General features: G+C 64.1%; 22 protein-coding genes. 14 read left to right on the top strand and 8 right to left on the bottom strand.

The features are described 5' to 3' along the window. Positions 1-320: 320 nt before the first annotated feature. From ACSQ3Z_RS16730 to ACSQ3Z_RS16720, 3 genes are read right to left on the bottom strand one after another with little or no spacing between them, the layout of a single operon-like run. Positions 321-2,066, bottom strand: coding sequence for a glycerol-3-phosphate dehydrogenase/oxidase (locus ACSQ3Z_RS16730; RefSeq protein WP_436172429.1), 1,746 nt, complete (start codon positions 2,064-2,066; stop codon positions 321-323). Continuing rightward, entirely contained in the window at positions 2,063-2,839 is a 777-nt protein-coding gene (locus ACSQ3Z_RS16725) for a DeoR/GlpR family DNA-binding transcription regulator (RefSeq protein WP_436172428.1), read from the bottom strand. Before ACSQ3Z_RS16725 ends, ACSQ3Z_RS16730 begins: the two co-directional genes overlap by 4 nt. Then, the gene (locus ACSQ3Z_RS16720) at positions 2,836-4,371 is read right to left on the bottom strand and encodes an FGGY-family carbohydrate kinase (RefSeq protein ID WP_436172427.1); all 1,536 of its coding nucleotides are present in this window, start codon (positions 4,369-4,371) and stop codon (positions 2,836-2,838) included. The genes ACSQ3Z_RS16725 and ACSQ3Z_RS16720 overlap by 4 nt, the downstream gene beginning before the upstream one ends. Between ACSQ3Z_RS16720 and ACSQ3Z_RS16715 the strand changes: the two genes are divergently transcribed. Beyond that, the gene (locus ACSQ3Z_RS16715; protein ID WP_436172426.1) at positions 4,370-4,525 is read left to right on the top strand and encodes a hypothetical protein; all 156 of its coding nucleotides are present in this window, start codon (positions 4,370-4,372) and stop codon (positions 4,523-4,525) included. The two genes, ACSQ3Z_RS16720 and ACSQ3Z_RS16715, sit on opposite strands and share 2 nt — an antisense overlap. A 190-nt stretch (positions 4,526-4,715) precedes the next feature. Here ACSQ3Z_RS16715 and cobF read toward each other — a convergent pair whose 3' ends face one another. Next, positions 4,716-5,492, bottom strand: coding sequence for a precorrin-6A synthase (deacetylating) (cobF, locus tag ACSQ3Z_RS16710; RefSeq protein ID WP_436172425.1), 777 nt, complete (start codon positions 5,490-5,492; stop codon positions 4,716-4,718). Positions 5,493-5,751: 259 nt separating this feature from the next. Here cobF and ACSQ3Z_RS16705 point away from each other — a divergent pair, with 259 nt between their 5' ends. The 5 genes from ACSQ3Z_RS16705 to ACSQ3Z_RS16685 all read left to right on the top strand — a co-directional run bounded on the left by ACSQ3Z_RS16705 (position 5,752) and on the right by ACSQ3Z_RS16685 (position 10,364). Continuing rightward, a complete protein-coding gene (locus ACSQ3Z_RS16705) occupies positions 5,752-6,270 on the top strand; it encodes a dihydrofolate reductase (protein ID WP_436172424.1) in 519 nt (172 codons plus the stop codon). A gap of 147 nt (positions 6,271-6,417) precedes the next feature. Next, positions 6,418-7,536, top strand: a complete 1,119-nt coding sequence (gene hflK / locus ACSQ3Z_RS16700; protein WP_436172423.1) for an FtsH protease activity modulator HflK — start codon at positions 6,418-6,420, stop codon at positions 7,534-7,536. Next, positions 7,536-8,486, top strand: a complete 951-nt coding sequence (gene hflC, locus ACSQ3Z_RS16695) for a protease modulator HflC (protein ID WP_436172422.1) — start codon at positions 7,536-7,538, stop codon at positions 8,484-8,486. The genes hflK and hflC overlap by 1 nt, the downstream gene beginning before the upstream one ends. A gap of 6 nt (positions 8,487-8,492) precedes the next feature. Continuing rightward, a complete protein-coding gene (locus ACSQ3Z_RS16690; RefSeq protein WP_006204937.1) occupies positions 8,493-8,678 on the top strand; it encodes a DUF2065 domain-containing protein in 186 nt (61 codons plus the stop codon). A 168-nt stretch (positions 8,679-8,846) separates the two neighbouring features. Next, complete coding sequence (locus ACSQ3Z_RS16685; RefSeq protein ID WP_436172421.1) at positions 8,847-10,364, top strand: DegQ family serine endoprotease; 1,518 nt, start codon at positions 8,847-8,849, stop codon at positions 10,362-10,364. A 46-nt stretch (positions 10,365-10,410) separates the two neighbouring features. On the opposite strand, the gene ACSQ3Z_RS16680 is transcribed toward ACSQ3Z_RS16685, so the two are convergent. Continuing rightward, positions 10,411-10,983 carry a GNAT family N-acetyltransferase gene (locus ACSQ3Z_RS16680; protein ID WP_436172420.1) on the bottom strand — a complete coding sequence of 191 codons (573 nt, stop codon included), beginning with the start codon at positions 10,981-10,983 and terminating at the stop codon, positions 10,411-10,413. A gap of 143 nt (positions 10,984-11,126) precedes the next feature. Beyond that, positions 11,127-12,014, bottom strand: coding sequence for a phosphoserine phosphatase SerB (gene serB, locus ACSQ3Z_RS16675; protein WP_436172419.1), 888 nt, complete (start codon positions 12,012-12,014; stop codon positions 11,127-11,129). On the opposite strand from serB, the gene miaA reads away from it, so the two are divergent. Both miaA and ACSQ3Z_RS16665 read left to right on the top strand, forming a co-directional pair. After that, on the top strand, positions 12,004-12,996 hold the full coding sequence (gene miaA, locus ACSQ3Z_RS16670; protein WP_436173919.1) for a tRNA (adenosine(37)-N6)-dimethylallyltransferase MiaA: 993 nt from the start codon (positions 12,004-12,006) through the stop codon (positions 12,994-12,996). The two genes, serB and miaA, sit on opposite strands and share 11 nt — an antisense overlap. Positions 12,997-13,126: 130 nt before the next feature. Beyond that, positions 13,127-13,918 carry a GGDEF domain-containing protein gene (locus ACSQ3Z_RS16665; RefSeq protein WP_436172418.1) on the top strand — a complete coding sequence of 264 codons (792 nt, stop codon included), beginning with the start codon at positions 13,127-13,129 and terminating at the stop codon, positions 13,916-13,918. Between the two features lie 206 nt (positions 13,919-14,124). Here the strand turns inward: ACSQ3Z_RS16665 and ACSQ3Z_RS16660 are convergent, their stop codons facing one another. Then, on the bottom strand, positions 14,125-15,957 hold the full coding sequence (locus tag ACSQ3Z_RS16660) for an ATP-binding protein (RefSeq protein WP_436172417.1): 1,833 nt from the start codon (positions 15,955-15,957) through the stop codon (positions 14,125-14,127). Positions 15,958-16,110: 153 nt separating this feature from the next. Here ACSQ3Z_RS16660 and ACSQ3Z_RS16655 point away from each other — a divergent pair, with 153 nt between their 5' ends. The 3 genes from ACSQ3Z_RS16655 (at position 16,111) to ACSQ3Z_RS16645 (ending at position 17,585) form a co-directional block, all read left to right on the top strand. Continuing rightward, entirely contained in the window at positions 16,111-16,677 is a 567-nt protein-coding gene (locus ACSQ3Z_RS16655; protein WP_436172416.1) for a helix-turn-helix domain-containing protein, read from the top strand. 4 nt (positions 16,678-16,681) lie between these two features. Continuing rightward, the gene (locus tag ACSQ3Z_RS16650) at positions 16,682-16,990 is read left to right on the top strand and encodes a hypothetical protein (protein ID WP_436172415.1); all 309 of its coding nucleotides are present in this window, start codon (positions 16,682-16,684) and stop codon (positions 16,988-16,990) included. Between the two features lie 67 nt (positions 16,991-17,057). After that, positions 17,058-17,585, top strand: coding sequence for a GNAT family N-acetyltransferase (locus ACSQ3Z_RS16645; protein WP_436172414.1), 528 nt, complete (start codon positions 17,058-17,060; stop codon positions 17,583-17,585). Between the two features lie 2 nt (positions 17,586-17,587). On the opposite strand, the gene ACSQ3Z_RS16640 is transcribed toward ACSQ3Z_RS16645, so the two are convergent. Next, the gene (locus ACSQ3Z_RS16640; protein ID WP_436172413.1) at positions 17,588-18,469 is read right to left on the bottom strand and encodes a LysR family transcriptional regulator; all 882 of its coding nucleotides are present in this window, start codon (positions 18,467-18,469) and stop codon (positions 17,588-17,590) included. A 104-nt stretch (positions 18,470-18,573) separates the two neighbouring features. Between ACSQ3Z_RS16640 and tmpA the strand changes: the two genes are divergently transcribed. The 3 genes from tmpA to ACSQ3Z_RS16625 are packed head-to-tail and all read left to right on the top strand — an operon-like array spanning position 18,574 to position 20,534. Further along, entirely contained in the window at positions 18,574-19,725 is a 1,152-nt protein-coding gene (tmpA, locus tag ACSQ3Z_RS16635; RefSeq protein WP_436172412.1) for a 2-trimethylaminoethylphosphonate dioxygenase, read from the top strand. Then, positions 19,722-20,306: a (R)-1-hydroxy-2-trimethylaminoethylphosphonate oxygenase gene (gene tmpB / locus ACSQ3Z_RS16630; protein ID WP_436172411.1), complete on the top strand. Its 585-nt coding sequence runs from the start codon at positions 19,722-19,724 to the stop codon at positions 20,304-20,306. The genes tmpA and tmpB overlap by 4 nt, the downstream gene beginning before the upstream one ends. Before the next feature lie 27 nt (positions 20,307-20,333). Continuing rightward, positions 20,334-20,534 (top strand): hypothetical protein, encoded by a 201-nt coding sequence (locus ACSQ3Z_RS16625; RefSeq protein WP_436172410.1) that lies wholly within the window; start codon positions 20,334-20,336, stop codon positions 20,532-20,534. Positions 20,535-20,800: the final 266 nt, after the last annotated feature.

Raw genomic sequence — 20,800 nt, 5'->3', positions numbered from 1 at the left:
ATGTGACGACCTGTGCTGTCGTGGCGGTCAGGGATGGCATTTCGCTGCGGTGGCGCGAGGCGCCGCTGAAGCCGCTATGCGGGCAGTGTGCATCGAAAACCTCCCACGCCGCGCACCCAAGACGCAATCGACCATACCGTGATGTTAAATTACCGTCAATGACTGTGATACTTTCCCAGCAATGTAACATATGCGTGAGTAATCCTCGATTGCAATCTGTCACAACATATTGTTTTTGTTTGCTTTTCATAAGTCGATGCAATATCTCACCAGCGCTGTGATGCTGCGGGCTTTGTGTCGCTGATGAGGCCATATCGTCCTCAGGCCTGTTTGGCTCGGTCGTCCGCGCTTCGCGCGTGGCGGTCGGGTTGCAGTCGCATCAAATTGTTGCCCCCGAGCTGGGCGACGACGGCATCGATTTCCTCGCTTGTCCGTTGCCGGTTCCAGCCGAGCGCCTGGCCGGCAACCGAGGCGATCTGCTGCAGGTCGCTTGTCGTCAGGGAACCGCTGATTGCCAGGGTCGTGCGCCGCATGACGATGTCAGCGAGATGTTCGACGAATTCGTTGCGAACGATGTAGTCGATCTCGGACAGGCTGTAGTCGTTCGAATCCGGCAAGCGGTCTGCATTGCTGGATGCGCTCCGGTGGCGCGCAATCAGGGATGCGCTTGCTCCATAGCGCGACAGCAGCTGGTCGAGGCGAGCCGTGTCGATACCGGACGTCGTGGCGGCATCGGCCAGCCAGGCCGCGCGCGCCGCGGCGTCCATCGGAAAACCCTTGCCGCCGCCGATCGGCATCGATTGCGTGCTCGCCTTGCGCTTGTTGCCCAGGCGGTCGAGCACGGTGTCGGCGACCTCCTCGGCAAAGCCGCGAAACGTCGTCCACTTGCCGCCGATCAGCGAGATGATCGGGAAGGGCCTCAAAAGATCCGGCTCGGCGACAGGGGCCGAATGATCCCGGCTGATCAGGCCGGGGATCGAGGAGTCGGATGAGGGCAGGGGCCTGATTCCGCTATAGGCATAGACGATCTGGTCGCGTTCGAAGCTCATGCCAGGCAGGAGCGTGCGCACGCTTTCGAGCAGGTAGTCGATTTCCTCGGGCTCGCAACGGACCTTGTCGGGGTTGTCGGCCGGAAGGTCCGTCGAACCGACGAGCGCTTTGCCGAGATAGTCGTAGACCAGGCAGATGCGGCCGTCGTCGGCCTCGAAATAGAGCATGCGCCCGGCTAGGCTCTTCACCAGCGCGTCGTGCTTCAGGAGGATATGCGAGCCCTTGGTTCCACCGATCATTTTCGACGGTGCGCCAAGTGCATCGTTGACGTGATCGATCCATGGGCCGGCGGCGTTGACGACCAGCTTCGGCCGCAGCGAAAAGGCGCTCCCATTGTCCCGTCTGAACGTCAGCACCCCGTTCGAAGAGGAGATCAGCGACGTGTAGTTGGCGGCGCTGGAGCCTGAATTGGCTTCCAGCCCGTCAGCGATCAGTTCGACCACCAGCCGCTCAGGGTGGCTGATCTTAGCGTCGTAGTAGGTGCCGGTGGCGACGATCGATGCGGTCAGCGCCGGCATGTCGCGCAGAGCCTTGCTTCGCCCGACCAGCCGGTGGCGCGGCATCACCCGGTGCCGTGAGCCGTAGAAGTCATAGATCATCAGGCCGATCTTGATCAGGATGGCGCCACGGCTGCGCGGCGCGCTGGTCGAGCCGAGAAGCGTGCGCAGCGCCGCCCACATGCCCTTGCCCCAGGAAAAGATCGGGATGACGGTGGGCAGCGGGCTGACATAGTGCGGCGCGTTCTTGAGCAGCAGATTGCGCTCCAGCGTCGACTGCGCCACCAGACCGAACTCGCCGGTTTCCAGATATTTCAGGCCACCATGGATCAGGCGCGAGGGCGCGGCACTGGTGCCCGAGCCGAAATCCGCCTTGTCGACGATAAAGCAGTTGACGCCTTGCGCGCAGAGATCGCGGAACAGGCCGGCCCCGTTGATGCCGGCACCGAGAATGACGACATCGACATCGCCGGCCTTGCCGGCCAGAGCATCCTCCCGGATTTCGTCGGGCAGCTTCATGGCGTCTTTGTCTTGACGATGCGCAGCCTGACGCCGGCCTGCTCAAGCGTTTGCGCGTGCTTGTCGCTTATGCCGTCAGTGACCAGGACCGCCTCGAAGCTGGTCAGCTCGTCGAGCACATGCAGGGCGACCTTGTCGAATTTGGAATGGTCGACAAGCAGCACGCGCTTGATCGCCGCGGCCATCATCGCCTGCTTGACCCGCACCACGTGCTGATCCTGGATGAAGGCCGTGGTGCCGCTGATCGCCGAAGCCGAGCAGATCAAAAGGTTGGCGCGCAGCCGCGAGATCGCGTTCTCGCAAACGATGCCGATATAGGCGTTGTAGGTGCGGTGGTACTGGCCGCCGAGGCAGATGAAGTCGATGTCGTCGACATTGGTCAGGAGTGCCGCGGTCGAGACGCTGTTGGTGATGACGGTCAGCGGCTTGACCTCGAGCAGCAGCGGCGCGACTGCGTTCGCCGTGGTCGAATCGTCCAGGATCACCGCTTGCCCAGGCTCGACATAGTCCATGGCGGCGCGGGCCAGCGCGTCCTTTTCGGCCCGGCCCACCGTCACCCGGTAACGGAAGGCGCTTTCATAGAGGCCGGACGGCTGGACGGTGACTGCGCCATGCAGCTTTCTGAGCACGCCCTGATGCGCCAGCTGGTCGATGTGGCGGTGGATCGTCATGCGCGAAACGCCGAAATGCTCGACCAGATCGTCGATGCGCACCTGGCCGAGCTTGATGACGTATTCGGCGATCTCTTCGCGCCGTTCGTCGGCCTTGATCATTCCGCACCCCCGATGCTTTGCCCCGCAAGGCTTTCGATCTCCGCCCATTTCGGCCTGAGCTGCTCGGCAATGCGGCCGTAAAGAGAGTACCGCTCGTCGAAAACGGCGCTACGCGCTGGGTCCGGCAGATACTGCCGGCTCACCGTGCAGGTCGCGCGCGCGCCCTCCTGAGGCGAGGCGAACAGGCCGACCGCAGCACCGGCGCAAAGTGCGGCGCCAAAGGCCGCCGCCTCATCGGTCGAGGTCACGCTGACCGGAACCTTGAGCACGTCGGCGAACATCTGTGCGAGGGCCGGATTGCGCGAGCCGCCGCCGGTCAGCCGCACCTCGCGGACGGCAAAGCCGTCGCGCAAGGCTTCGACATGGGTGCGGTGGTTGAAGACGATGCCTTCCAGCACCGCCTTCAGCATGTCGCCGCGGTCATGCCAGCCGCGCAGGCCGACGAAGCTGGCGCTGGCGGTGTTGCCGTAGGGCGAGCCGAACAGATAGGGGTGGAAGAGCAGGGTCGACGACTTCTTCAGCGCCGCATCGATTTCCGCCGCCAGCATCTCGTGGATGGAGCCGCCGGTGCTTTTGGCTTCCTCCTGCTCGGCACGGCAGAGCGTGTCGAGGAACCAGTCGTAATTGGCCGTCGAGGCCGGCGAGATCGACATGTTGTTCCAGCGCCCGGGATCGATGGCGTTGCGGCAGAACCAGCGCTGGTCGACCCTCGGTTCGCTGGAGACCACTTCGTTGATCGAATAGGTGCCTGCGACGATGCTGACCACACCGTCTTCATGACCGCCAATGCCGACCGCCGAGGCGGTGACGTCATGCAGGCCGCAGGCGACGGGCGTGCCTTCGGCGAGCCCGGTCAGTGCTGCCGCCTCGGCGGTGACGTAGCCGGCGATGTCGGCCGGATGCAGAGCCGGCGGCAAGGCCGCGAACAGCTCTTCCAGGCCGAAGACGCGCATCGCGTCGGGTGCGTAGTCTTGCGTGCGCACATCGGTGAACGAGGTGCTCGCTTCCGTCAGGTCGGTGGCGACGGCGCCGGTCAGGCAGAAGCGCAGCCAGTCCTTGCAGCCGACGATATGGCCGATCCGGTCGAAACGCTCCGGCGCGTGCTTTTTCAGCCATGCGAGCAGTGCCGAGGGCGCGGAGGCATGCGGGACCTGGCCGGTGAGGGCAAGCGCCTCGGAGAAGACCGGGCTCTTCGACCAAGCATCGACAATGTCGCCGGCGCGGCTGTCGAGCGACAATATGCCAGGGCCGAGCGGCCGGCGCTCCTTGTCGAGCAGATAGAGCCCGTCGCCATGCGCGGTCGCCGCCACCGCCTTGATGTCGCGAGCCGGCCGGCCGCTGAGCGCGATCGCTTCGCCTATCGCCTCTGCGGTCGCTTGCCAGAGGCCCGCCATGTCGCGCTCGACCCAGCGCGGCTGCGGCATCGACTGCGGCACGCGGCGCCGTGCCACCGACAGTTGCGAACCGTCGGCGTCGAAGACCATCGCCTTCGTCACCGTCAGGCCGTTGTCGATACCAAGCAGGCAGGCCATGATTTTTCTCGGTCAGCGCCTGCCCGCACGCATTGCGAATTGGTGCCGAACGATGGTGGCGCTGAACATCATGGAAATTATCCTCGCCTGGATTCGCGGCTGCGATCGCGACCGCCCAGTCAAACAGGGGTGGGATTCGAACCAACACAACTGACCATACAATTCTGTGAATTTAACGTCAATATGTGTGATATCTGCTGGAACGCCGCTCTCCGCGAGGCAGGGCTATGATTATCAAACCAGCATAAAGCGCTGTTTTTTCTGGCTCTTGCGAGTTGCCGACCCGTCTCGCCGATCATGTTACCCCGCGCGAGGCCGAGAGCTGGAGCAAGGGAGGGCTCTCGCTAGTTGTCCTGCGGCTCGCCGGGTTTGCGCAGCAGATAGGTGTCCATGATCCAGCCCTTTTCCGTTCGAGCCTTTTCCCGGACTTCGGCGATTTCCTTGCCGACATCGCCGAGGCGGCCGGACATGACGATCTCGTCGGGCGTGCCGAGATAGGCGCCCCAGTGGATGATCAGGTCCTCGTCATCCAGCGTGTTGAAGGCGCATTTGCCGTCGAGCATGACCAAGGTGCTGCCGGCGTTGTCCGGCATGCCTTCCTGTGTCAGGCGGCGGCCGGTGGTGATCAGGATGGGGTCGCCGATACGGTTCAGCGCCATTTTGTGGCTTGCGGCCAGCGCCTGCACGGCGGTGATGCCGGGAATGACCTCGAGCTCGAATTCGACATTGCCCCGCAAACGCACGCGTTCGAGGATGCGCAGCGCGCTGTCGTAGAGCGAGGGATCGCCCCAGATCAGGAAGGCGCCGCAGCCTCCATCGGAAAGCTCGTCACGAATCAGGCCCTCGTAGATCGCGGCGATCGCCTCGTGCCAGTCGTCCACGGTCGCGCGATAGGAGGGTGATGGCTCGGCCCGCACCGGCACGTCGAACTCGACGCGGCGCGAGTTGGGGTTGGTGACGAAGCGGTCGCAGATTTGCCGACGCAATTCGGCGAGATCGTTCTTCTTCGCGCCCTTGTCGGGAATGAACAGCACCTCGGCGCGGTTCAAGCCGTTGATGGCCTGGACCGTCATGTGCTCGGGATTGCCGGCGCCGATGCCGATGACGAGAAGCTTGCGCATGGCGAACTCCTGCCCGATCGGGACGCTGGTGTCCAGACAGCGTGGGACAAGCGTCCGCGGCTACGCGAATGGCTTTGAAACGCCACATTGAAACGGCTAGATGTGAAGCGCATCCGGGGTCATGCCTTGGATTGTCGCCGAAGGGGGGGTCCATGTTTCGCTATGTCCTGACCGCAGCGCTGGCGCTTTCGGCCGCGCCGGCCTTAGCCAACGAACTGTCGGACGACAGTGTCGGCGGCGAAGGTGGGAACGGCGGCTGATGGACATCGCGATCTATGTTGCCATCGCCGAAAACGGCGTGATCGGCCGCGATGGCGGGCTGCCATGGCGGCTGTCCACCGATCTCAAGCGCTTCAAGGCCGACACGATGGGCAAACCCATCATCATGGGCCGCAAGACCTATGAAGGCATCGGCCGACCGCTGCCTGGCCGTCTCAACATCGTGGTGACACGCGACAAGGCCTGGCGGGCCGAGGGCGTCGAAATCGCCAACTCGCTCGACGAGGCAATCAAGCTCGCCAATGTGCGCGGGCGCTGCATGGCCGGCGCCGACGAGATCTGCATGGTCGGCGGCGGCGAGATCTATGCCCAGGCGCTGCCGCTGGCCGACCGCCTGCATGTCACCCATGTGCTGGCTTCGGTCGACGGTGACGCGCATTTCCCGCCGATCGACCCCGAGACATGGGCCGTTGTCAGCGCCGAGGACGTTCCGGCCGGCGAGAAAGACAGCCACGCGACACGCTATACGGTCTATGAAAAGCGCCGCGGCACGCATTGAAGACAACAAAGGGTCGCGAAGGGCCCAAAACGGACGGCCGGGCAGCAGATCGCGTTGAAAGCGAGCCTTGGCGTCCCTATAGAAGAACAATATTGGATTTTGCGCCGTCAGGCTGGCGCCGAGGGAATTCCAAGCGAAAGGACATTCATGCCCTGGAACGACAAGAGCGGCGGCGGCGGCCCGTGGGGTGGCGGCGGCAATCAGGGACCCTGGGGGCAGGGACCCAAGGGACCGAGCGGCCCGCAAGGGTCACCTCCCGATCTGGAAGACATCATCCGCCGCGGCCAGGACAGATTGCGGCGCGCCTTGCCGGGCGGCGGTGGCGCCAGTCCGGCCGTATTCGCGCTGATCGCCGCGGCACTTGTGGTGCTGTGGGCGTTCAAGGCGGTCTATACCGTGCAGCCCGATGAGGTCGCGGTCGAACTGCGCTTCGGCAAGCCGAAGGCGGAGCTCTCGCAGCCCGGCCTGCATTTCCATTGGTGGCCGGTCGAAACAGTCGAGACCGCAAACATCGCCGAACAGCTCGTCGATATCGGCGGCGGCGGCGCGACGAGTGGCAACACGTCCGGCCTGATGCTTACCGGCGACCAGAACATCGTCAACGTGCAGTTCTCGGTGGCCTACCAGGTCTCGGATCCGAGGGCGTATCTGTTCGACGTCTCCGATCCGGACGGCATGCTGCGCCAGGTTGCCGAAAGCGCCATGCGCGAGGCCGTCGGCCGCCGGCCGGCCCAGGACATTTTCCGCGACGACCGCCAGGGTATTGCCGCATCGGTGCGCGAGATCATCCAGACGACGCTGGACGGCTACAAAGCCGGCCTCAACGTCAACGCTATTTCGATCGAGGATGCCGCGCCACCGCGCGAGGTGGCCGATGCCTTCGACGAGGTGCAGCGCGCCGAGCAGGACGAGGACAAGTTCGTCGAGCAGGCCAACCAATATTCCAACCAGAAGCTCGGCCAGGCGCGCGGCGAGGCAGCCCAGATCCGCGAAGACGCGGCCGCCTACAAGAACCGTGTCGTGCAGGAGGCCGAAGGCGAGGCGCAGCGCTTCATCTCGGTCTATGACGAATATGCCAAGGCGCCGGAGGTGACGCGCAAGCGGCTCTACCTGGAAACGATGGAGAGGGTGCTGAAGGATTCGAACAAGGTCATCGTCGAGCAGGGCAACGGGCAGGGGGTCATCCCCTACCTGCCGCTGCCGGCACTGCAGCAGAAGGCGCCGGCGCCGGCTCCCCTTGGCGCCACGACGGGAGGAACCCAGTGATGGCCAACCGTCTCCCCATCATCGCCGTCGTCGCGGCAGTCATCCTGTTCCTGCTCTATTCGTCGGTTTTCGTGGTCAATGCGCGCCAGCAGGCGCTCGTGCTGAGGTTCGGCGAGATCGTCGACGTCAAGAATGAACCCGGCATCTATTTCAAGGCGCCGTTCGCCTTCTTCGATGCCGACAGCGTGCAGCTGATCGAGAACCGTGTGCTGCGCTTCGATCTCGACAACATCCGCGTCCAGGTGTCGGGCGGCAAGTTCTACGAGGTCGACGCCTTCATCGCCTATCGCATCTCGGACCCGCGTGTGTTCCGTGCGGCGGTTTCGGGTCAGATCGAACTGGCCGAGGCACGGCTGCGGACGCGTCTCGATGCGGCACTTCGCCGTGTCTACGGTCTGCGCGATTTCGAAGCGGCGCTCTCGGAAGAGCGCGCCGTGATGATGCGCGAGGTGCGCGATCAGCTGCGGCCCGACGCCACGTCGCTCGGCCTGCAGATCGAGGATGTGCGCATTCGCCGGACCGATCTGACCGCCGAGGTTTCGCAGCAGACCTTCGACCGCATGAAGGCCGAACGCCTGGCCGAAGCCGAGCGGCTGAGGGCGCGAGGCAATGAGGCGGCACAGCGCATCAAGGCCCGCGCCGACCGTGAAGTGGTCGAGATCGTCGCCGAGGCGCAGAAGGAATCGGAAATCCTGCGCGGCGAGGGCGAAGCCCAGCGCAGCGCGACCTTCGCGGCAGCCTACCAGCGTGATCCGGCCTTCTTCGATTTCTACCGCTCGATGAATGCCTATGGTACGGCGCTGGACAACACCGGCACGACGATGGTGCTGTCGCCGGAATCCGAGTTCTTCCGCTACTTCCGCGATCCGAGCAGCAAGGAAGCACCGGCGACGCCAACGGCGCCGCAACCAGCGCCCGCGCCGGCGGCGCAGCCAGGCACCGGCCAGTAACGGCCGGTGCAGGATTTTCTGGCAGCCATAGGTCTGGTCCTCGTTGTCGAGGGCCTGATCTATGGCGGCTTTCCGAACCTCGCCAAGAGACTGGCCGGCGAGGTGCTGTCGATGCCCGAGAATGCGCTGCGCATAGCCGGGCTGGCGGCGATTGCCATCGGCGTCGGCATCGTCTGGCTGGTGCGCGGCTGACGATGGCGACATTGGTCATGGGTGTCGGGGAATGAGTCCCGGCGTAACGGAGGATTTATCCTCAGCCGATAGTCATAGCCGCAAACGTGCCGTATTTCTTGCCAACATGACGCGACGCGGCGTTTTTGCGGAAGCGCTCTTCTTTTCAGAAACACCCGGAGGCCCTCGATGACAACCAAGACCGTTCTGCGCGCTGCGAGGCGGACATTTGTCGCCGGCGCCGCCGCGCTTCTCGTCGGCTCGCTTGCCGTCCCGTCTTTCGTGACGCCGACGATCGCCGCCGACGGACCGGCTTCGGTCGCCGACCTGGCCCAGGGGCTGCTTGGCGCGGTGGTCAACATCTCGACGTCGCAGACGGTGAAAGGCTCGGAGGGACCGGGCGCGGTGCCGATGCCGCAATTGCCCGAAGGCTCGCCCTTCCAGGATTTCTTCGACGACTTCTTCAAGAACCGCGGCGGCGACAAGGATGGTGGCGCCCAGAAGGTGCAGTCGCTGGGCTCGGGCTTCGTGATCGACGCCGAGCAGGGCATCGTCGTGACCAATAACCACGTCATCGCCGATGCCGACGATATCGAGGTGAATTTCTCCGACGGCGTGACGCTGAAGGCGACGCTGGTCGGCACCGACACCAAGACCGACGTCGCGGTGCTGAAGGTCGATCCGAAGGGCCACAAGCTGACGGCTGTGAAGTTCGGCGATTCCACCAAGATGCGGGTCGGCGACTGGGTGATGGCGATCGGCAATCCGTTCGGCCTCGGCGGCACGGTGACGGTCGGCATCGTCTCGGCGCGAAACCGCGACATCAATTCCGGCCCCTATGACGACTTCATCCAGACCGACGCCGCCATCAATCGCGGCAATTCCGGCGGACCGCTGTTCAACAGCGTCGGCGAGGTCATCGGCATCAACACGGCGATCATCTCGCCATCGGGCGGCTCGATCGGCATCGGCTTCTCCATTCCGGCGCAGCTCGCCTCGGGCGTCGTCGACCAGCTTCGCCAGTTCGGCGAGACGCGGCGCGGCTGGCTAGGCGTGCGCATCCAGCCGGTGACGGACGACATTGCCGAAAGCCTCGGCATGGCGACCGCCAAGGGCGCGCTGGTGGCAGGCGTCATCAAGGGCGGACCGGTCGACAACGGCACCATCCTGGCCGGCGACGTCATCATCAAGTTCGACGGCAAGGACATCAACGAGATGCGCGACCTTCCGCGCGTCGTCGCCGAAAGCCCGGTCGGCAAGGCGGTGGACGTTATCATCGTGCGCAAGGGCGTCGAGCAGACTGTGAAGGTGACGCTCGGCCGGCTCGAGGACGGCGAGAAGCTGGCCAGCGGCGAGGACGGCAACACCGATCCGGGCAGTGGTGACGACAAGGCGCCGGCGGTTTCGACGGCGTCCGTGCTCGGCATGACCATCGGCGAGCTGAATGACGAGACGCGGACGAAATTCGGCATCGCCGCCGATGTGACGGGGGTCGTCATCACCGACGTCACCAAGGATTCGGCCGCGGCCGAACGCGGCATCCAGCCCGGCGAGGTGATCACCGAGATCGCGCAGGAATCTGTCGCGACCCCGAAGGACGTCATGGATCGGATCGGCGCGCTGAAGGAGCAGGGCCGCAAGAACGCGCTCTTGATGCTGGCGTCGAAGACCGGTGAGTTGCGGTTCGTGACGATCCGGATGGATTGAGTCCGGAAAAGCCAGCAATAGTCTGATTTGAAAAGGAAAAGGGCGGCTAGCTGGCCGCCCTTTTCCTTGCCTGCCAGTCTTGGCGCGACAACCGGTAAAGGACATGCCGCTTGAGCGAAGGGTGGCTGTCGGGAATGCCTGGATGATCGAAGTCGCTTGATGGGTCGGCGCGCATGCCGAGGCGTTTCATGACGGCGGTGGAGCGTTGGTTGTTGGCCACGGCGAAGGAGACGATCTCCTCGAGATCAAGCGTTTCGAAACCAAAGGCCAGCCAGGCCTCGGCCGCCTCTGCGACATAGCCCTTGCCCCAGAATTCGGGCGCCAGCCGCCAGCCGATCTCGATCGTGCCGGCCGGCAGGGAGGGCACATGGTCGGTGTCGAGGAGGCCGACAAAGCCGATGCACTCGCCGGTGGCCGCGATCTCGGCCGCGGAGAAACCGTAACCATCCTTTGCGATCCAGTCCCTGAATTCGTCCATCTTGGCATCCGCCGCCGCACGGTCGCGCCGAAACGGAAAGAACTCCATGACGCGTTCGTCGGAGTTGATGCGGTGGAACAGCGCGCGGTCGCGCTCCTCCCAGTTGCGCAGGATCAGGCGCTCGGTGCGCATCGGTTTCATTTGAGACCTCTTGATAATTCTACTCCGACGGACATCTGACGCAGCTTTCTGCGCTTCCGGTGCTCACGGACTCAAATGTCCGCTCCGCTCCGGTTCTCGACAGCCGCGCCACCTGTCTCGCCGGAGCGAATTCTTAAGAGGTCTCACAAGACAAACTCATCTTGCCGGTAGCCCTGCAGATAGAGCAGCGCGGTGAGGTCGGCATGATCGATGCGGACCTTGGCCTCCGCCGCTACGGTGGGCTTGGCGTGCAGGGCGACGCCGGTGCCGGCGAGGCGGATCATGTCGAGGTCGTTGGCGCCGTCGCCGACGGCGATGGCGTCGGCCGGCGTCAGGCCGAGACGGGCGGCAATTTCGAGCAGAGCTTCGGCCTTGGCGGCGCGGCCGAGGATCGGCTCGGCGACGAGCCCCATGAAGTGGCCATTCTCCTCGATCAGCCGGTTCGCGCGGTTTTCCTGGAAGCCGAGCATGGCGGCGATGCGGCTGGTGAAGACATCGAAGCCGCCGGAGACCAACGCGGTCCAGGCTCCGTTGGCGCGCATGGTCTGGACAAGCGCGCGCCCGCCGGAAGCCAGCGTCAGCCGGTTGGCGATGATGCGGTCGACGACCGCCGTGTCGAGACCCTTCAGCAGGCTTACGCGCTCGCGCAAGGCTGGCTCGAAGGCGATCTCGCCGTTCATCGACCGCGCCGTGATCGCCGCGACGCGATCCTTGACGCCGATCTCGTCGGCCAGCTCGTCGATGCATTCCTGGTCGATCATGGTCGAATCCATGTCGGCCAGCAGGATCTTCTTGCGCCTGCCGTCCGCCGGCTGGACGATCACGTCGACCGGCTCCGAGGCCAAAGCGAGGCGCAGGCCGGCGGTTATTTCAGCGGCCTCGGCGGTATCCGGCAAAACGAGATCGCAGGCGATGTCTTCGGCCAGCCAGTGAACAGCGCTTGCGCCGACCGAGTGTGAGGCCATATTCGCAAGCGTGGCCGACACGGCGCGGCCTTCGGGATGGGATACAAGCGTGGCGATCAGCGGCATCGAAAATTCCGGCGGGCAGGCGGGCGAGGGCCGCGTGAAGAACGCGATCCTGATAGCCGGGCCGACCGCCAGCGGCAAGTCGGCGCTTGCGCTCGATCTCGCCGAACGCAGTGGCGGCGTCATAGTCAACACGGATTCCATGCAGGGTTATTCCGTGCTTGACGTGCTGACGGCACGCCCGAGTGCTGCCGAGCTCGCCCGCGTACCGCATTTTCTCTACGGCCATGTTCATCCATCCGTCGCCTATTCCACCGGCGCCTGGCTGCGCGACGTGACGAAGCTGATCGAGGACGGCACGTTCTCCGAACGACCGGACGGCACGTTCTCCGAACGGCCGGACGGAACGTTCTCCGAACGGCCGGTGATTTTCGTCGGCGGCACCGGGCTTTACTTCAGGGCGCTTGCGGAAGGGATTTCGGACATGCCCGAGATTCCGCCAGCGATCCGCGACCGCTGGCGTTACGAATTGAAGGAGCAGGGCGCGGCCAGGCTGCACAGCATCCTGCTGCGCGAGGATTCGGCGGTCGCAATGCAGCTGAACCCGACCGACAGCCAGCGCATCGTGCGGGCGCTGGAAGTGCTCGACGCCTCGGGCCGCTCCATTGCGGAATGGCAGGCGGCGCGCGGCCGGCCGCTGATCGACCGCGACAGCGCGCGCTTCATGGTGATCGAGCCGGACCGGGCGGAACTGGTCGAGCGGATCGAGGCGCGGTTCGACTGGATGCTGGACAAGGGTGCGCTGGACGAGGTCAAGCGGCTGGTGGCTCTCGGCCTCGATCCGGATCTCCCGGCGATGAAGGCGATCGGCGTTCGCGAATTGCAGGCGGCAATGGCCGGGCAGATGGGTTTTCCCGAGGCGATCGAGCGCGCCAAGATCGCCACGCGGCAATATGCAAAGCGTCAGGCGACCTGGTTTCGGCATCAGCTGGGGCCCGAATGGCAACGACTGCATCCGTCCGACGGCGCGGCGCTGCCAGTTTGATGCCGCGTTCCAAATGCAATCAGAAAACTGAAAACAAAACCGGAGTTTCCCGCTCAGGTTGTTCTGATTAACCCTCCGTAAGGCGGCGGCATGTCATAAAGTCGATGGGCAGTTTTGCTACGGGGAGCAAATGCGTTTCCATAAGGCGGAATCCGCATTTTTCGTGTTTATTTTCGTGATCCTGGCCGCCGGCCTGGTGACGCTGCACGCCTATGGTCTTCTGCAAGGCATCGCGACCGACCTGGATACGGCCGCGCGCATCGAAAAGATCATCTATCTCAACAAGTTGTTGTTTGCGACCGGCGTGCTTCTGGCAACGGCGCTGTTCTTCGGCGTCTTCTTCATCTACCCGATGATCCGCGGTCAGGCGACGGAAGAAGGCAAGCTGCGCGCCATGACGGTCTCGCTCAGCGCGCGCTCGGAGACGCTGGAGCACGCGGCGCTCACTGACGGCTTGACCGGCATGCAGAACCGCCGCTATTTCGACGATGCGCTGAAGGAATATCTCGAGGAGTTCGGCCGTATCGAGAAACCGGTCGGACTGATGATCCTCGACCTCGACCACTTCAAGCAGGTCAACGACACGCATGGCCACGATGTCGGCGACGAAGTGCTGAAGGCGGTCGCCGGGTGCCTGAAGGGCATGACCCGCTATCACGACGTGGTGGCGCGGCTCGGCGGCGAGGAGTTCGCCGTTGTCACGCCGAACATGGACGCCGAACTGCTCTCCAAATTCGCTGAACGCATCCGCAAGGCGATCGCCAATATGGCCGTGCTGTCAGGCAATGTCCGCCTGAAGATTACCACCAGCGTCGGCCTTGCCGTCTGGGACCGCAAGGAAACGGCCGAGGATTTCTACCGCCGCGCCGACCGCCAGCTCTATGAAGCCAAGAGGCAGGGACGCAATCGCGTCTGCGCGTAAAATCCCGAAGAAGAATTCATGAGGCCGGCCGACTGACGCAGCTTTCTCGACTTCCGGTGCTCACGGACTGAATGTCCGCTCCGCTCCGGGTTCTCGAAAGCCACGTCATTCGATCCGGCCTGATGAATTCCCTTTCGGGATTTACCCACGCTGGCCAACGAAGCTGAACTCGTTCAGCTTAAAACCGTTCAGCAAAAGCCGTCGGCTCAATCGTTCTGCGGGCGCAGGCCGAACGTCGACGGCTTGAGGCCGTAGCGCAGGTCGAAATCGTCGTCCGGCTGCATGCGCGGGGTTGTGGCCGGCTTGCGGTAGTCGGGGTCGCCGGCCTGGCGGCCGCTATCGACGACCTCGGCGAAGGCCATCTGCTGCTGCGGTTTCGGCACGTTGCGCAGCCGTTCGACGATCGCCGCGAGATCGACGTCGTCGCCGGTCTCGGACGACGAGGCCTGCTCGCGCTTGCCTGTGCCGGGGATCAGATCCTGTGGCAGTTTTTCGAATTTCAGCCGCATCGTCGTCGCCACGCCCTCGCCGAAGGCGATTGCCTCGCGCTGGCCCATGGAAGACAGGAAGGCGAGCGTCGAGGCCGAGGAGTCGGCGATCGCCGAACGGATGATCGCCTGGTCCTGCTCATTGGCGAGCCGCATGGCGAAGAAGGTCGAGCATTGCGACAGGATGGTGGGATCGAGTTCGCCCGGACGCTGGGTGACGACCCCGAGATAGCAGCCGTATTTGCGGCCTTCCTTGGCGATGCGCGACAGCGCGTGCCTGGTCGGCGCAAAGCCGAGGCGCGGATCGGCTGGCATGTAGCGGTGCGCCTCCTCGCACAGCAGCAGCAGCTGCAGCTTGCCTTCACTCCACAAAGCGAGGTCGAAGGCCAGACGCGCCAGAACCGAGCAGACGGAGTTGACCACTTCTGACGGCATGCCGGCCATCTCGAAGCAGGTCACCGGGCGGCCATGGTGCGGCACGCGGAAGATGTTGCCGATCGTCTCGTGGATCGTGTCCTCGATCAGGCGCGAGTTGAACATGAATCGGTAGCGCGGATCGGACGCCGCCGATTCGATGCGCGTCTTCAGCGATTTGAGGATTGGGCGGTCGTTCTTGCTTTCCAGCATGCCAATGCGCTCGTCGATCTGCTTGATGAGATCGACGATACGGTAGGGCACCGGCGTATCGGCGGTCAGCGCGTCGCTGCCGCGCCTCAGATAGGTGCCAGAACCCGGATTGCGATAGAGGTTCTTGGCCGCGGGGATGAGATCGCGCAAGGCATCGACTTCTTCCGCCACCGTCTCACGGCCGCGAAACAGCACCTCGGCGAATTCCTCGAGCCTGAACATCCAGAAGGGCAGGTCCAGCGTCTTCGAATCGACCCTGACGCAATGTTCGGGCAGCGAGGCGGCAAACTCGTTGTGCGGGTCGAGAATGAGGATGCGCAGGTCAGGCCGGGCGGCGATCGACTTGCGCAAGAGCAGCGAGACGGCAGTGGATTTGCCGACGCCGGTGGTGCCGACAATGGCGAAGTGGCGCGCCAGCGTGTCGTCGATGGCGATGTTGGCGTCGATCGCCTCGTCCTGCGACAGCGTGCCGATGGTGATCGAATGACGCCCGGCGAGATCGTACACCGCCTGCAGGTCGCGACTGCGGATGCGGTGGGCGATGGCGCCGATATGCGGATAGGTGGTGATACCGCGATCGAAGACCGGCTTGGCGCCTGGCTCGGTGGCATCGCGCACTTCGCCGATGAGCTCGATGCTGACCTCGATCGGGTTCTGGCCCTCATTGCTCCAGGCGCGGTCCGACTTGCCGATTTCATAGACAAGGCCGACGGTTCGCGTCGAGCCGAGATTGATCGAGATCATCTTGCCGACCGTCCACAGGCCGGTGATCGCGCCTTCAATGTCGTCGGCATAGGCACTGATGGTGGCGCGCGCGCCGTCGCATTGCACGACGTTGCCCAGGATGCGCTTGTCGTTCTGTTCCGCGTGGCGGCGCTCCTGCGAGGTCGGTTCTCCGACGGAGGCTTCGCGTTCGACAAACATAAGCGGTCTGATCCCCATTCCCAGCAACATCCACCCTACACAAATGGGGTTAAAGCCGGGTGAGGTCGGATGGTGTAGGCGGCGTTAAGGCTGGCACGAAAATTCAATCTATCGGCCTCTTTTCCTCACGGTTGATTTCGGTATATTGAACGAATGAACGATATAGCGAACGACATTTCTTCCAGCATCGGCAAAAGGATACGCTCCGAGAGGGTTCTGCGCGACTGGTCTCTGGCGGAGTTGGCGGAACGGTCGGATGTCTCCAAAGCCATGCTCAGCACGATAGAGCGCGGCAAGACCAGCCCGACCGCGGCACTGCTGGTGCGCATCGCCGCGGCCTTCGGCATGACGCTTTCCACGCTCATTGCGCGTGCGGAACTGCAAGGCGGCGGCCTGTTGCGCGAAAGCGAGCAGCCGGTGTGGCGCGACCCCGCTACGGGCTATGTCCGGCGCCATCTCTCGCCGGTATCGGACATGCCGCTCGAATTGATCAAGGTGCGGCTGCCGGCCGGTGCCAGGGTCAGCTTCCCGGCAGCGTCCTATGCCTTCATCAGGCAGCAGATCTGGCTGATCGGCGGGCGGCTCGATTTCACCGAAGGTGACGTCGTGCACAATCTGCAGCCCGGTGACTGCCTGGCGCTCGGCGCGCCGTCCGACTGCACCTTCCACGCCACGGGACCGGAGGCAGCCGACTATGTGGTTGCGCTGGTCAGGGGGTGATCGCGTGGCTCGACGTCCCAAGCGCTCCGACAATGGCGGGCCGCCGCTCGACGACTATGACGGCCCGCCTTGGGGCAAGGGCGATGCCTTTGTTTTCCTCGCCTGGCAGGCAGCCCATGCGAAAGCCTGGAAAGCGCCGAGCCGCGAAATCATGCTGATGCGGCTGGACAAGGCCGAGCGGCGCGGTCTGACCTATGAGGAGTACACGCTCGAAATCCTCGAGCGCGGCCGGCACCTGCAGGAGGAGGATACCGAGCGCATCGCCGAGATCCGCCGGGCGCGGAAGCGAAGGCGCTTCAACCACTTCGAATGACGGCGACCTCGAACAGCTGTCTCGCCACGCCTCCGAACAATCGCTACTTGAGGGATACGTCACAGCTATGAGCCCCATCGAAATCAAGGTTCTGAGCCATGGCGCGAAAACCCTGAAAATGCTTGCTGACATGCTGGTCGAAACGGTTGCCGCCGGCGGGTCGGTCAGCTTCATGCATCCGCTGGCCCGACAGGCGGCGGAGGCGTTCTGGGACCAGTCCCTTGGGGCGGCGGCGCGCGGCGAAAGGGCTGTGCTGGGCGCGTGGGATGACAAAACTCTGGTCGGCACCGTCACCTTGCTGCTCGACTTTCCTCCCAACCAGCCGCACCGGGCCGAGATCGCCAAGCTGATGACCCGGCTCGCCCATCGCGGCAAGGGCGTGGCGACCCACTTGATGCGGGCCGCGGAGGACCTTGCCATTGAGAAGGGCCGGACCCTGCTGGTGCTGGACACGGCGACCGAGGAAGGCGCTTCCGGTCTCTATGAGAAACTCGGGTTCACGCTCGCCGGCGAAATCCCGGACTTTGCCTTGAAACCGCATGGCGGTCTGACCGGCACGCTTATCTACTGGAAGCGCATCGGCGGGCCGCGCTGACTTTACGTCGACGCCGCGCCGGCGAGACGCGACAAAAGCCACTGCCGGAAGTCTTGTTCGGCGCGCGTCAGCGGTGCGGCCGACGCTCGCGTCAGGAAATGCCCAGAGCTGCTCGAGAGTTCGAAGTCTGAAAGCCTCACCAGACGCTTGCTGGCGAGTGCGGCGTCGATCAATGGTCGCGAACCCAGCAGCACGCCGGCACCAGCCCTGGCTGCCTCCATGGCGGCGACGAAACTGTCGAAGCGATGCGAGCGCCTGGGGTGCCCCGGCACGCCGGCGGCGGCGAACCATTCCGCCCACATTTCACGTGCTCCAGCGACCAGAAGCAAAGGCAGCGAGGTCCAGTCGGCATTGCCGGCGAGGGCCGGGGAGGCCACCGGCACCAGCCGCTCGATGGTCAGCCTGTCGGCTTCGCGGCCGGGAAAGGCGCCGTTGCCGAAGCGAATGTCGAGCGCCAGGCCCGGCTGATCGTAATCCGTCGGCCGATGGATCGTCACCATGTCGAGCTGGATCTGTGGAAGCGCCTTCGCGAGATCGGGTAGCGAAGGCACCAACACCAGCAGCGCAAAGGAGATCGGCACCCGGACGGTGACGGTCTGAATTGCGCGCGGCTCGAACAGTTCCCGTGTGCTGTTGCCGATGGTGGCGAATGCCGACTGGATGTGGGGCAGGTAGGCAGCGCCCTCCGGCGAAAGGGCGACGCCACGGGCGAGCCGTGAAAACAGCCGGACCTTCAATCGTTCCTCGAGAGACCGGATGTGCTGGCTGACGGCCGCCTGTGTCAGGCCAAGCTCGGTCGCCGCGGCCGTAAAATTCGACAGCCGCGCCGCCGCCTCGAAACTGCGCAGCCAATCGAGAGGGGGCAAAGTCGGAGTTCGAGCCATTAGCTTTCTATGGCCATTGGCCAAAAAATCATAATTTGAATTATGCCTGTCAGGCGGCCAGCATGCAATCGAACCCTGCGGATCAAGCAATAGGAACGGGATACATGCTGACCCACGCGCTCATCGGCGACGAAGGAAGAACGATCGAACTTGGCTGGGAAGACGGGACGCGCACCCGCTTTCACGCAGTATGGCTGCGCGACAATGCACTCGACGACAAGACGCGTAGCGCCGGCAACGGCCAACGACTGATCACCATTCTCGACATTCCGGCCGATACGCGCATCGGCGCGGCTCAGATCAAGCCCGGTGCCCTGGAGCTCAGCTTCGCGCCCGAAGGAAAGGCGGTCAGCTTTCCCGCGGAATGGCTTGGCGCGCACGCCTACGACCGCGTCGAGTTGCGCAAAGAGGGCTGGACGAGCGATGCAATCGAGCGCTGGACCAAGGCCACCATGCAGGCTTCGGTGCCACGCGCCAACTACGCCGCCGCAAATCATGATCGCCAAACCCTGCGCGAATGGCTTTCGGCTGTGAGGCGCTTCGGTTTTGCGGTGATGGATGGCCTGCCGGCTGAATCCGGCGCGCTCTGCAAAGTGTCCGATTTGTTCGGCTATATCAGGGAGACCAATTACGGCCGCTGGTTCGAGGTGCGCGCCGAGGTCAATCCGAGCAACCTGGCCTACACCAATCTCGGCCTTCAGGCGCACACCGACAATCCCTATCGCGATCCGGTGCCGACGCTGCAGATCCTGGCCTGCATCGAGAACACGGTGGAGGGCGGCGAGTCCAGCGTCGTCGATGGCTTCGCGGTCGCCGAGGCACTGCAGACCGAGAACCCGGAAGGGTTCCGCCTGCTGAGCTCCTATCCGGCGCGCTTCGAATATGCCGGCTCGTCGGGCGTGCGGTTGCAGGCCAAGCGGCCGATGATCGAGCTTGGACCCGATGGCGAACTGCTCTGCATTCGCTTCAACAACCGCTCGCTGGCGCCGACGGTCGACGTGTCCTTCGCCGAGATGGGCAAATACTATGCAGCCTATCGCCGGTTCGCCGAACTGATCGAGGATCCCCGTTTCGAAGTGACGTTCAAGCTCGAAGCCGGGCAGGCCTTCATCGTCGACAACACCCGCGTCATGCATGCGCGCAAGGCGTTTTCCGGCACCGGCAAGCGCTGGCTGCAAGGCTGTTACGCCGACAAGGACGGCCTGCTGTCGACGCTTGCGGCGATCGAACACGGTTTCAGGGAGGCGGCGGAATGAGCGGCCAGGACCTGAACGCGGACAACATCGTCGAGTTCATCGCCGACATTTTTGAACGCCGGGGCGCCGAATCCTATCTCGGCGAGCCGGTGACGATGTCCGAGCATATGCTGCAAGGGGCGTGGCTCGCCGAGCAGGACGGCGCACCCGACGTCCTGGTGGCGGCCGCGCTGCTGCACGACATCGGCCACTACACCAGCGAGTTCGGCACCTACTCGCCCGACGATGTCGAGGACAAGCACCATGACGAGGCCGGCGGCGAAGTGCTGGCGCCGTTCTTCCCGCCGGTGATCGTCGAATGCGTCAGGCTGCACGTCTCGGCCAAGCGCTATCTCTGCGCCACCGATCCGACCTATTTCGGCAAGCTCTCGCAGGCCTCGGCCCACACGCTGTCGCTGCAGGGTGGGCCGATGAGCGCCGAGGAGCTGGCGGAGTTCCGCAAGAACCCGTTCCACGAAGAAGCGGTGCGCGTCCGCATCTGGGATGAGGGCGGCAAGGTCGCCAACATGAAGACACGGACCTTTCGCGATTACGTGCCGCTACTGCAGCGGGTCGTCCGCGAGTTCCGTGATCGCGCCTGACGCAACCCCCACTGGAGAAGACAGCCCATGTGCTTCTGCTTCGACGGCGAAAACGCGGTGACTGCATACCGGCCGGATGACTGCCGCGAGCGCCTGCCGGCCGCAAGCGATCGCGTCTCGCTGCCGATCGCTTCCCGCGGCGAGCCCGGCCGGCTCGCCGGCTCGTTCGAACCCATCGATGGCAAGCACGTTCGCCGTCTTGCTGTTGCGCTTGTTCCGATGTATTAGCCGCGCCAAATATGCGGCCTTCCTTTTCATTTGCCGCACCGTATCGACCACACTTTTGATGGAGGCGACGATGAGATCTTGTTCACACGTTTTGCGCCTCCGCGGCGGACGGTCGGCTGGCTCGCGCCACAGCGGGTTCCCCACCTCCTGACAATCTGACGACCGGCGCGCTGCGATGCGTGGTCATCGTCTGTACGCGGTTCGCCGTGTCGTAACGTTCCATCCAAACGGTGGGGAGCCGAGAGTTCTCCGCCGACGATGGCGGC

Origin of the sequence: Mesorhizobium sp. LjNodule214 (assembly GCF_964252735.1) — a bacterium.
GTDB lineage: Bacteria > Pseudomonadota > Alphaproteobacteria > Rhizobiales > Rhizobiaceae > Mesorhizobium.
Note: the sequence above shows the minus strand (reverse complement) of the source record. Positions and strands in the feature narration are given on the sequence as shown.

Coding starts and splice junctions, on each gene's coding strand:
- ACSQ3Z_RS16720 (WP_436172427.1), bottom strand. CDS start 4,371: ATGGCCTGCCTGCTTGGTATCGACAACGGCCTGACGGTGACGAAGGCG.
- ACSQ3Z_RS16655 (WP_436172416.1), top strand. CDS start 16,111: ATGAACGATATAGCGAACGACATTTCTTCCAGCATCGGCAAAAGGATA.
- ACSQ3Z_RS16625 (WP_436172410.1), top strand. CDS start 20,334: ATGTGCTTCTGCTTCGACGGCGAAAACGCGGTGACTGCATACCGGCCG.
- cobF (WP_436172425.1), bottom strand. CDS start 5,492: ATGCGCAAGCTTCTCGTCATCGGCATCGGCGCCGGCAATCCCGAGCAC.
- ACSQ3Z_RS16730 (WP_436172429.1), bottom strand. CDS start 2,066: ATGAAGCTGCCCGACGAAATCCGGGAGGATGCTCTGGCCGGCAAGGCC.
- ACSQ3Z_RS16640 (WP_436172413.1), bottom strand. CDS start 18,469: ATGGCTCGAACTCCGACTTTGCCCCCTCTCGATTGGCTGCGCAGTTTC.
- hflK (WP_436172423.1), top strand. CDS start 6,418: ATGCCCTGGAACGACAAGAGCGGCGGCGGCGGCCCGTGGGGTGGCGGC.
- ACSQ3Z_RS16705 (WP_436172424.1), top strand. CDS start 5,752: ATGGACATCGCGATCTATGTTGCCATCGCCGAAAACGGCGTGATCGGC.
- ACSQ3Z_RS16645 (WP_436172414.1), top strand. CDS start 17,058: ATGAGCCCCATCGAAATCAAGGTTCTGAGCCATGGCGCGAAAACCCTG.
- ACSQ3Z_RS16685 (WP_436172421.1), top strand. CDS start 8,847: ATGACAACCAAGACCGTTCTGCGCGCTGCGAGGCGGACATTTGTCGCC.
- ACSQ3Z_RS16665 (WP_436172418.1), top strand. CDS start 13,127: ATGCGTTTCCATAAGGCGGAATCCGCATTTTTCGTGTTTATTTTCGTG.
- ACSQ3Z_RS16660 (WP_436172417.1), bottom strand. CDS start 15,957: ATGTTTGTCGAACGCGAAGCCTCCGTCGGAGAACCGACCTCGCAGGAG.
- hflC (WP_436172422.1), top strand. CDS start 7,536: ATGGCCAACCGTCTCCCCATCATCGCCGTCGTCGCGGCAGTCATCCTG.
- ACSQ3Z_RS16715 (WP_436172426.1), top strand. CDS start 4,370: ATGATTTTTCTCGGTCAGCGCCTGCCCGCACGCATTGCGAATTGGTGC.
- serB (WP_436172419.1), bottom strand. CDS start 12,014: ATGCCGCTGATCGCCACGCTTGTATCCCATCCCGAAGGCCGCGCCGTG.
- ACSQ3Z_RS16680 (WP_436172420.1), bottom strand. CDS start 10,983: ATGAAACCGATGCGCACCGAGCGCCTGATCCTGCGCAACTGGGAGGAG.
- tmpA (WP_436172412.1), top strand. CDS start 18,574: ATGCTGACCCACGCGCTCATCGGCGACGAAGGAAGAACGATCGAACTT.
- tmpB (WP_436172411.1), top strand. CDS start 19,722: ATGAGCGGCCAGGACCTGAACGCGGACAACATCGTCGAGTTCATCGCC.
- ACSQ3Z_RS16725 (WP_436172428.1), bottom strand. CDS start 2,839: ATGATCAAGGCCGACGAACGGCGCGAAGAGATCGCCGAATACGTCATC.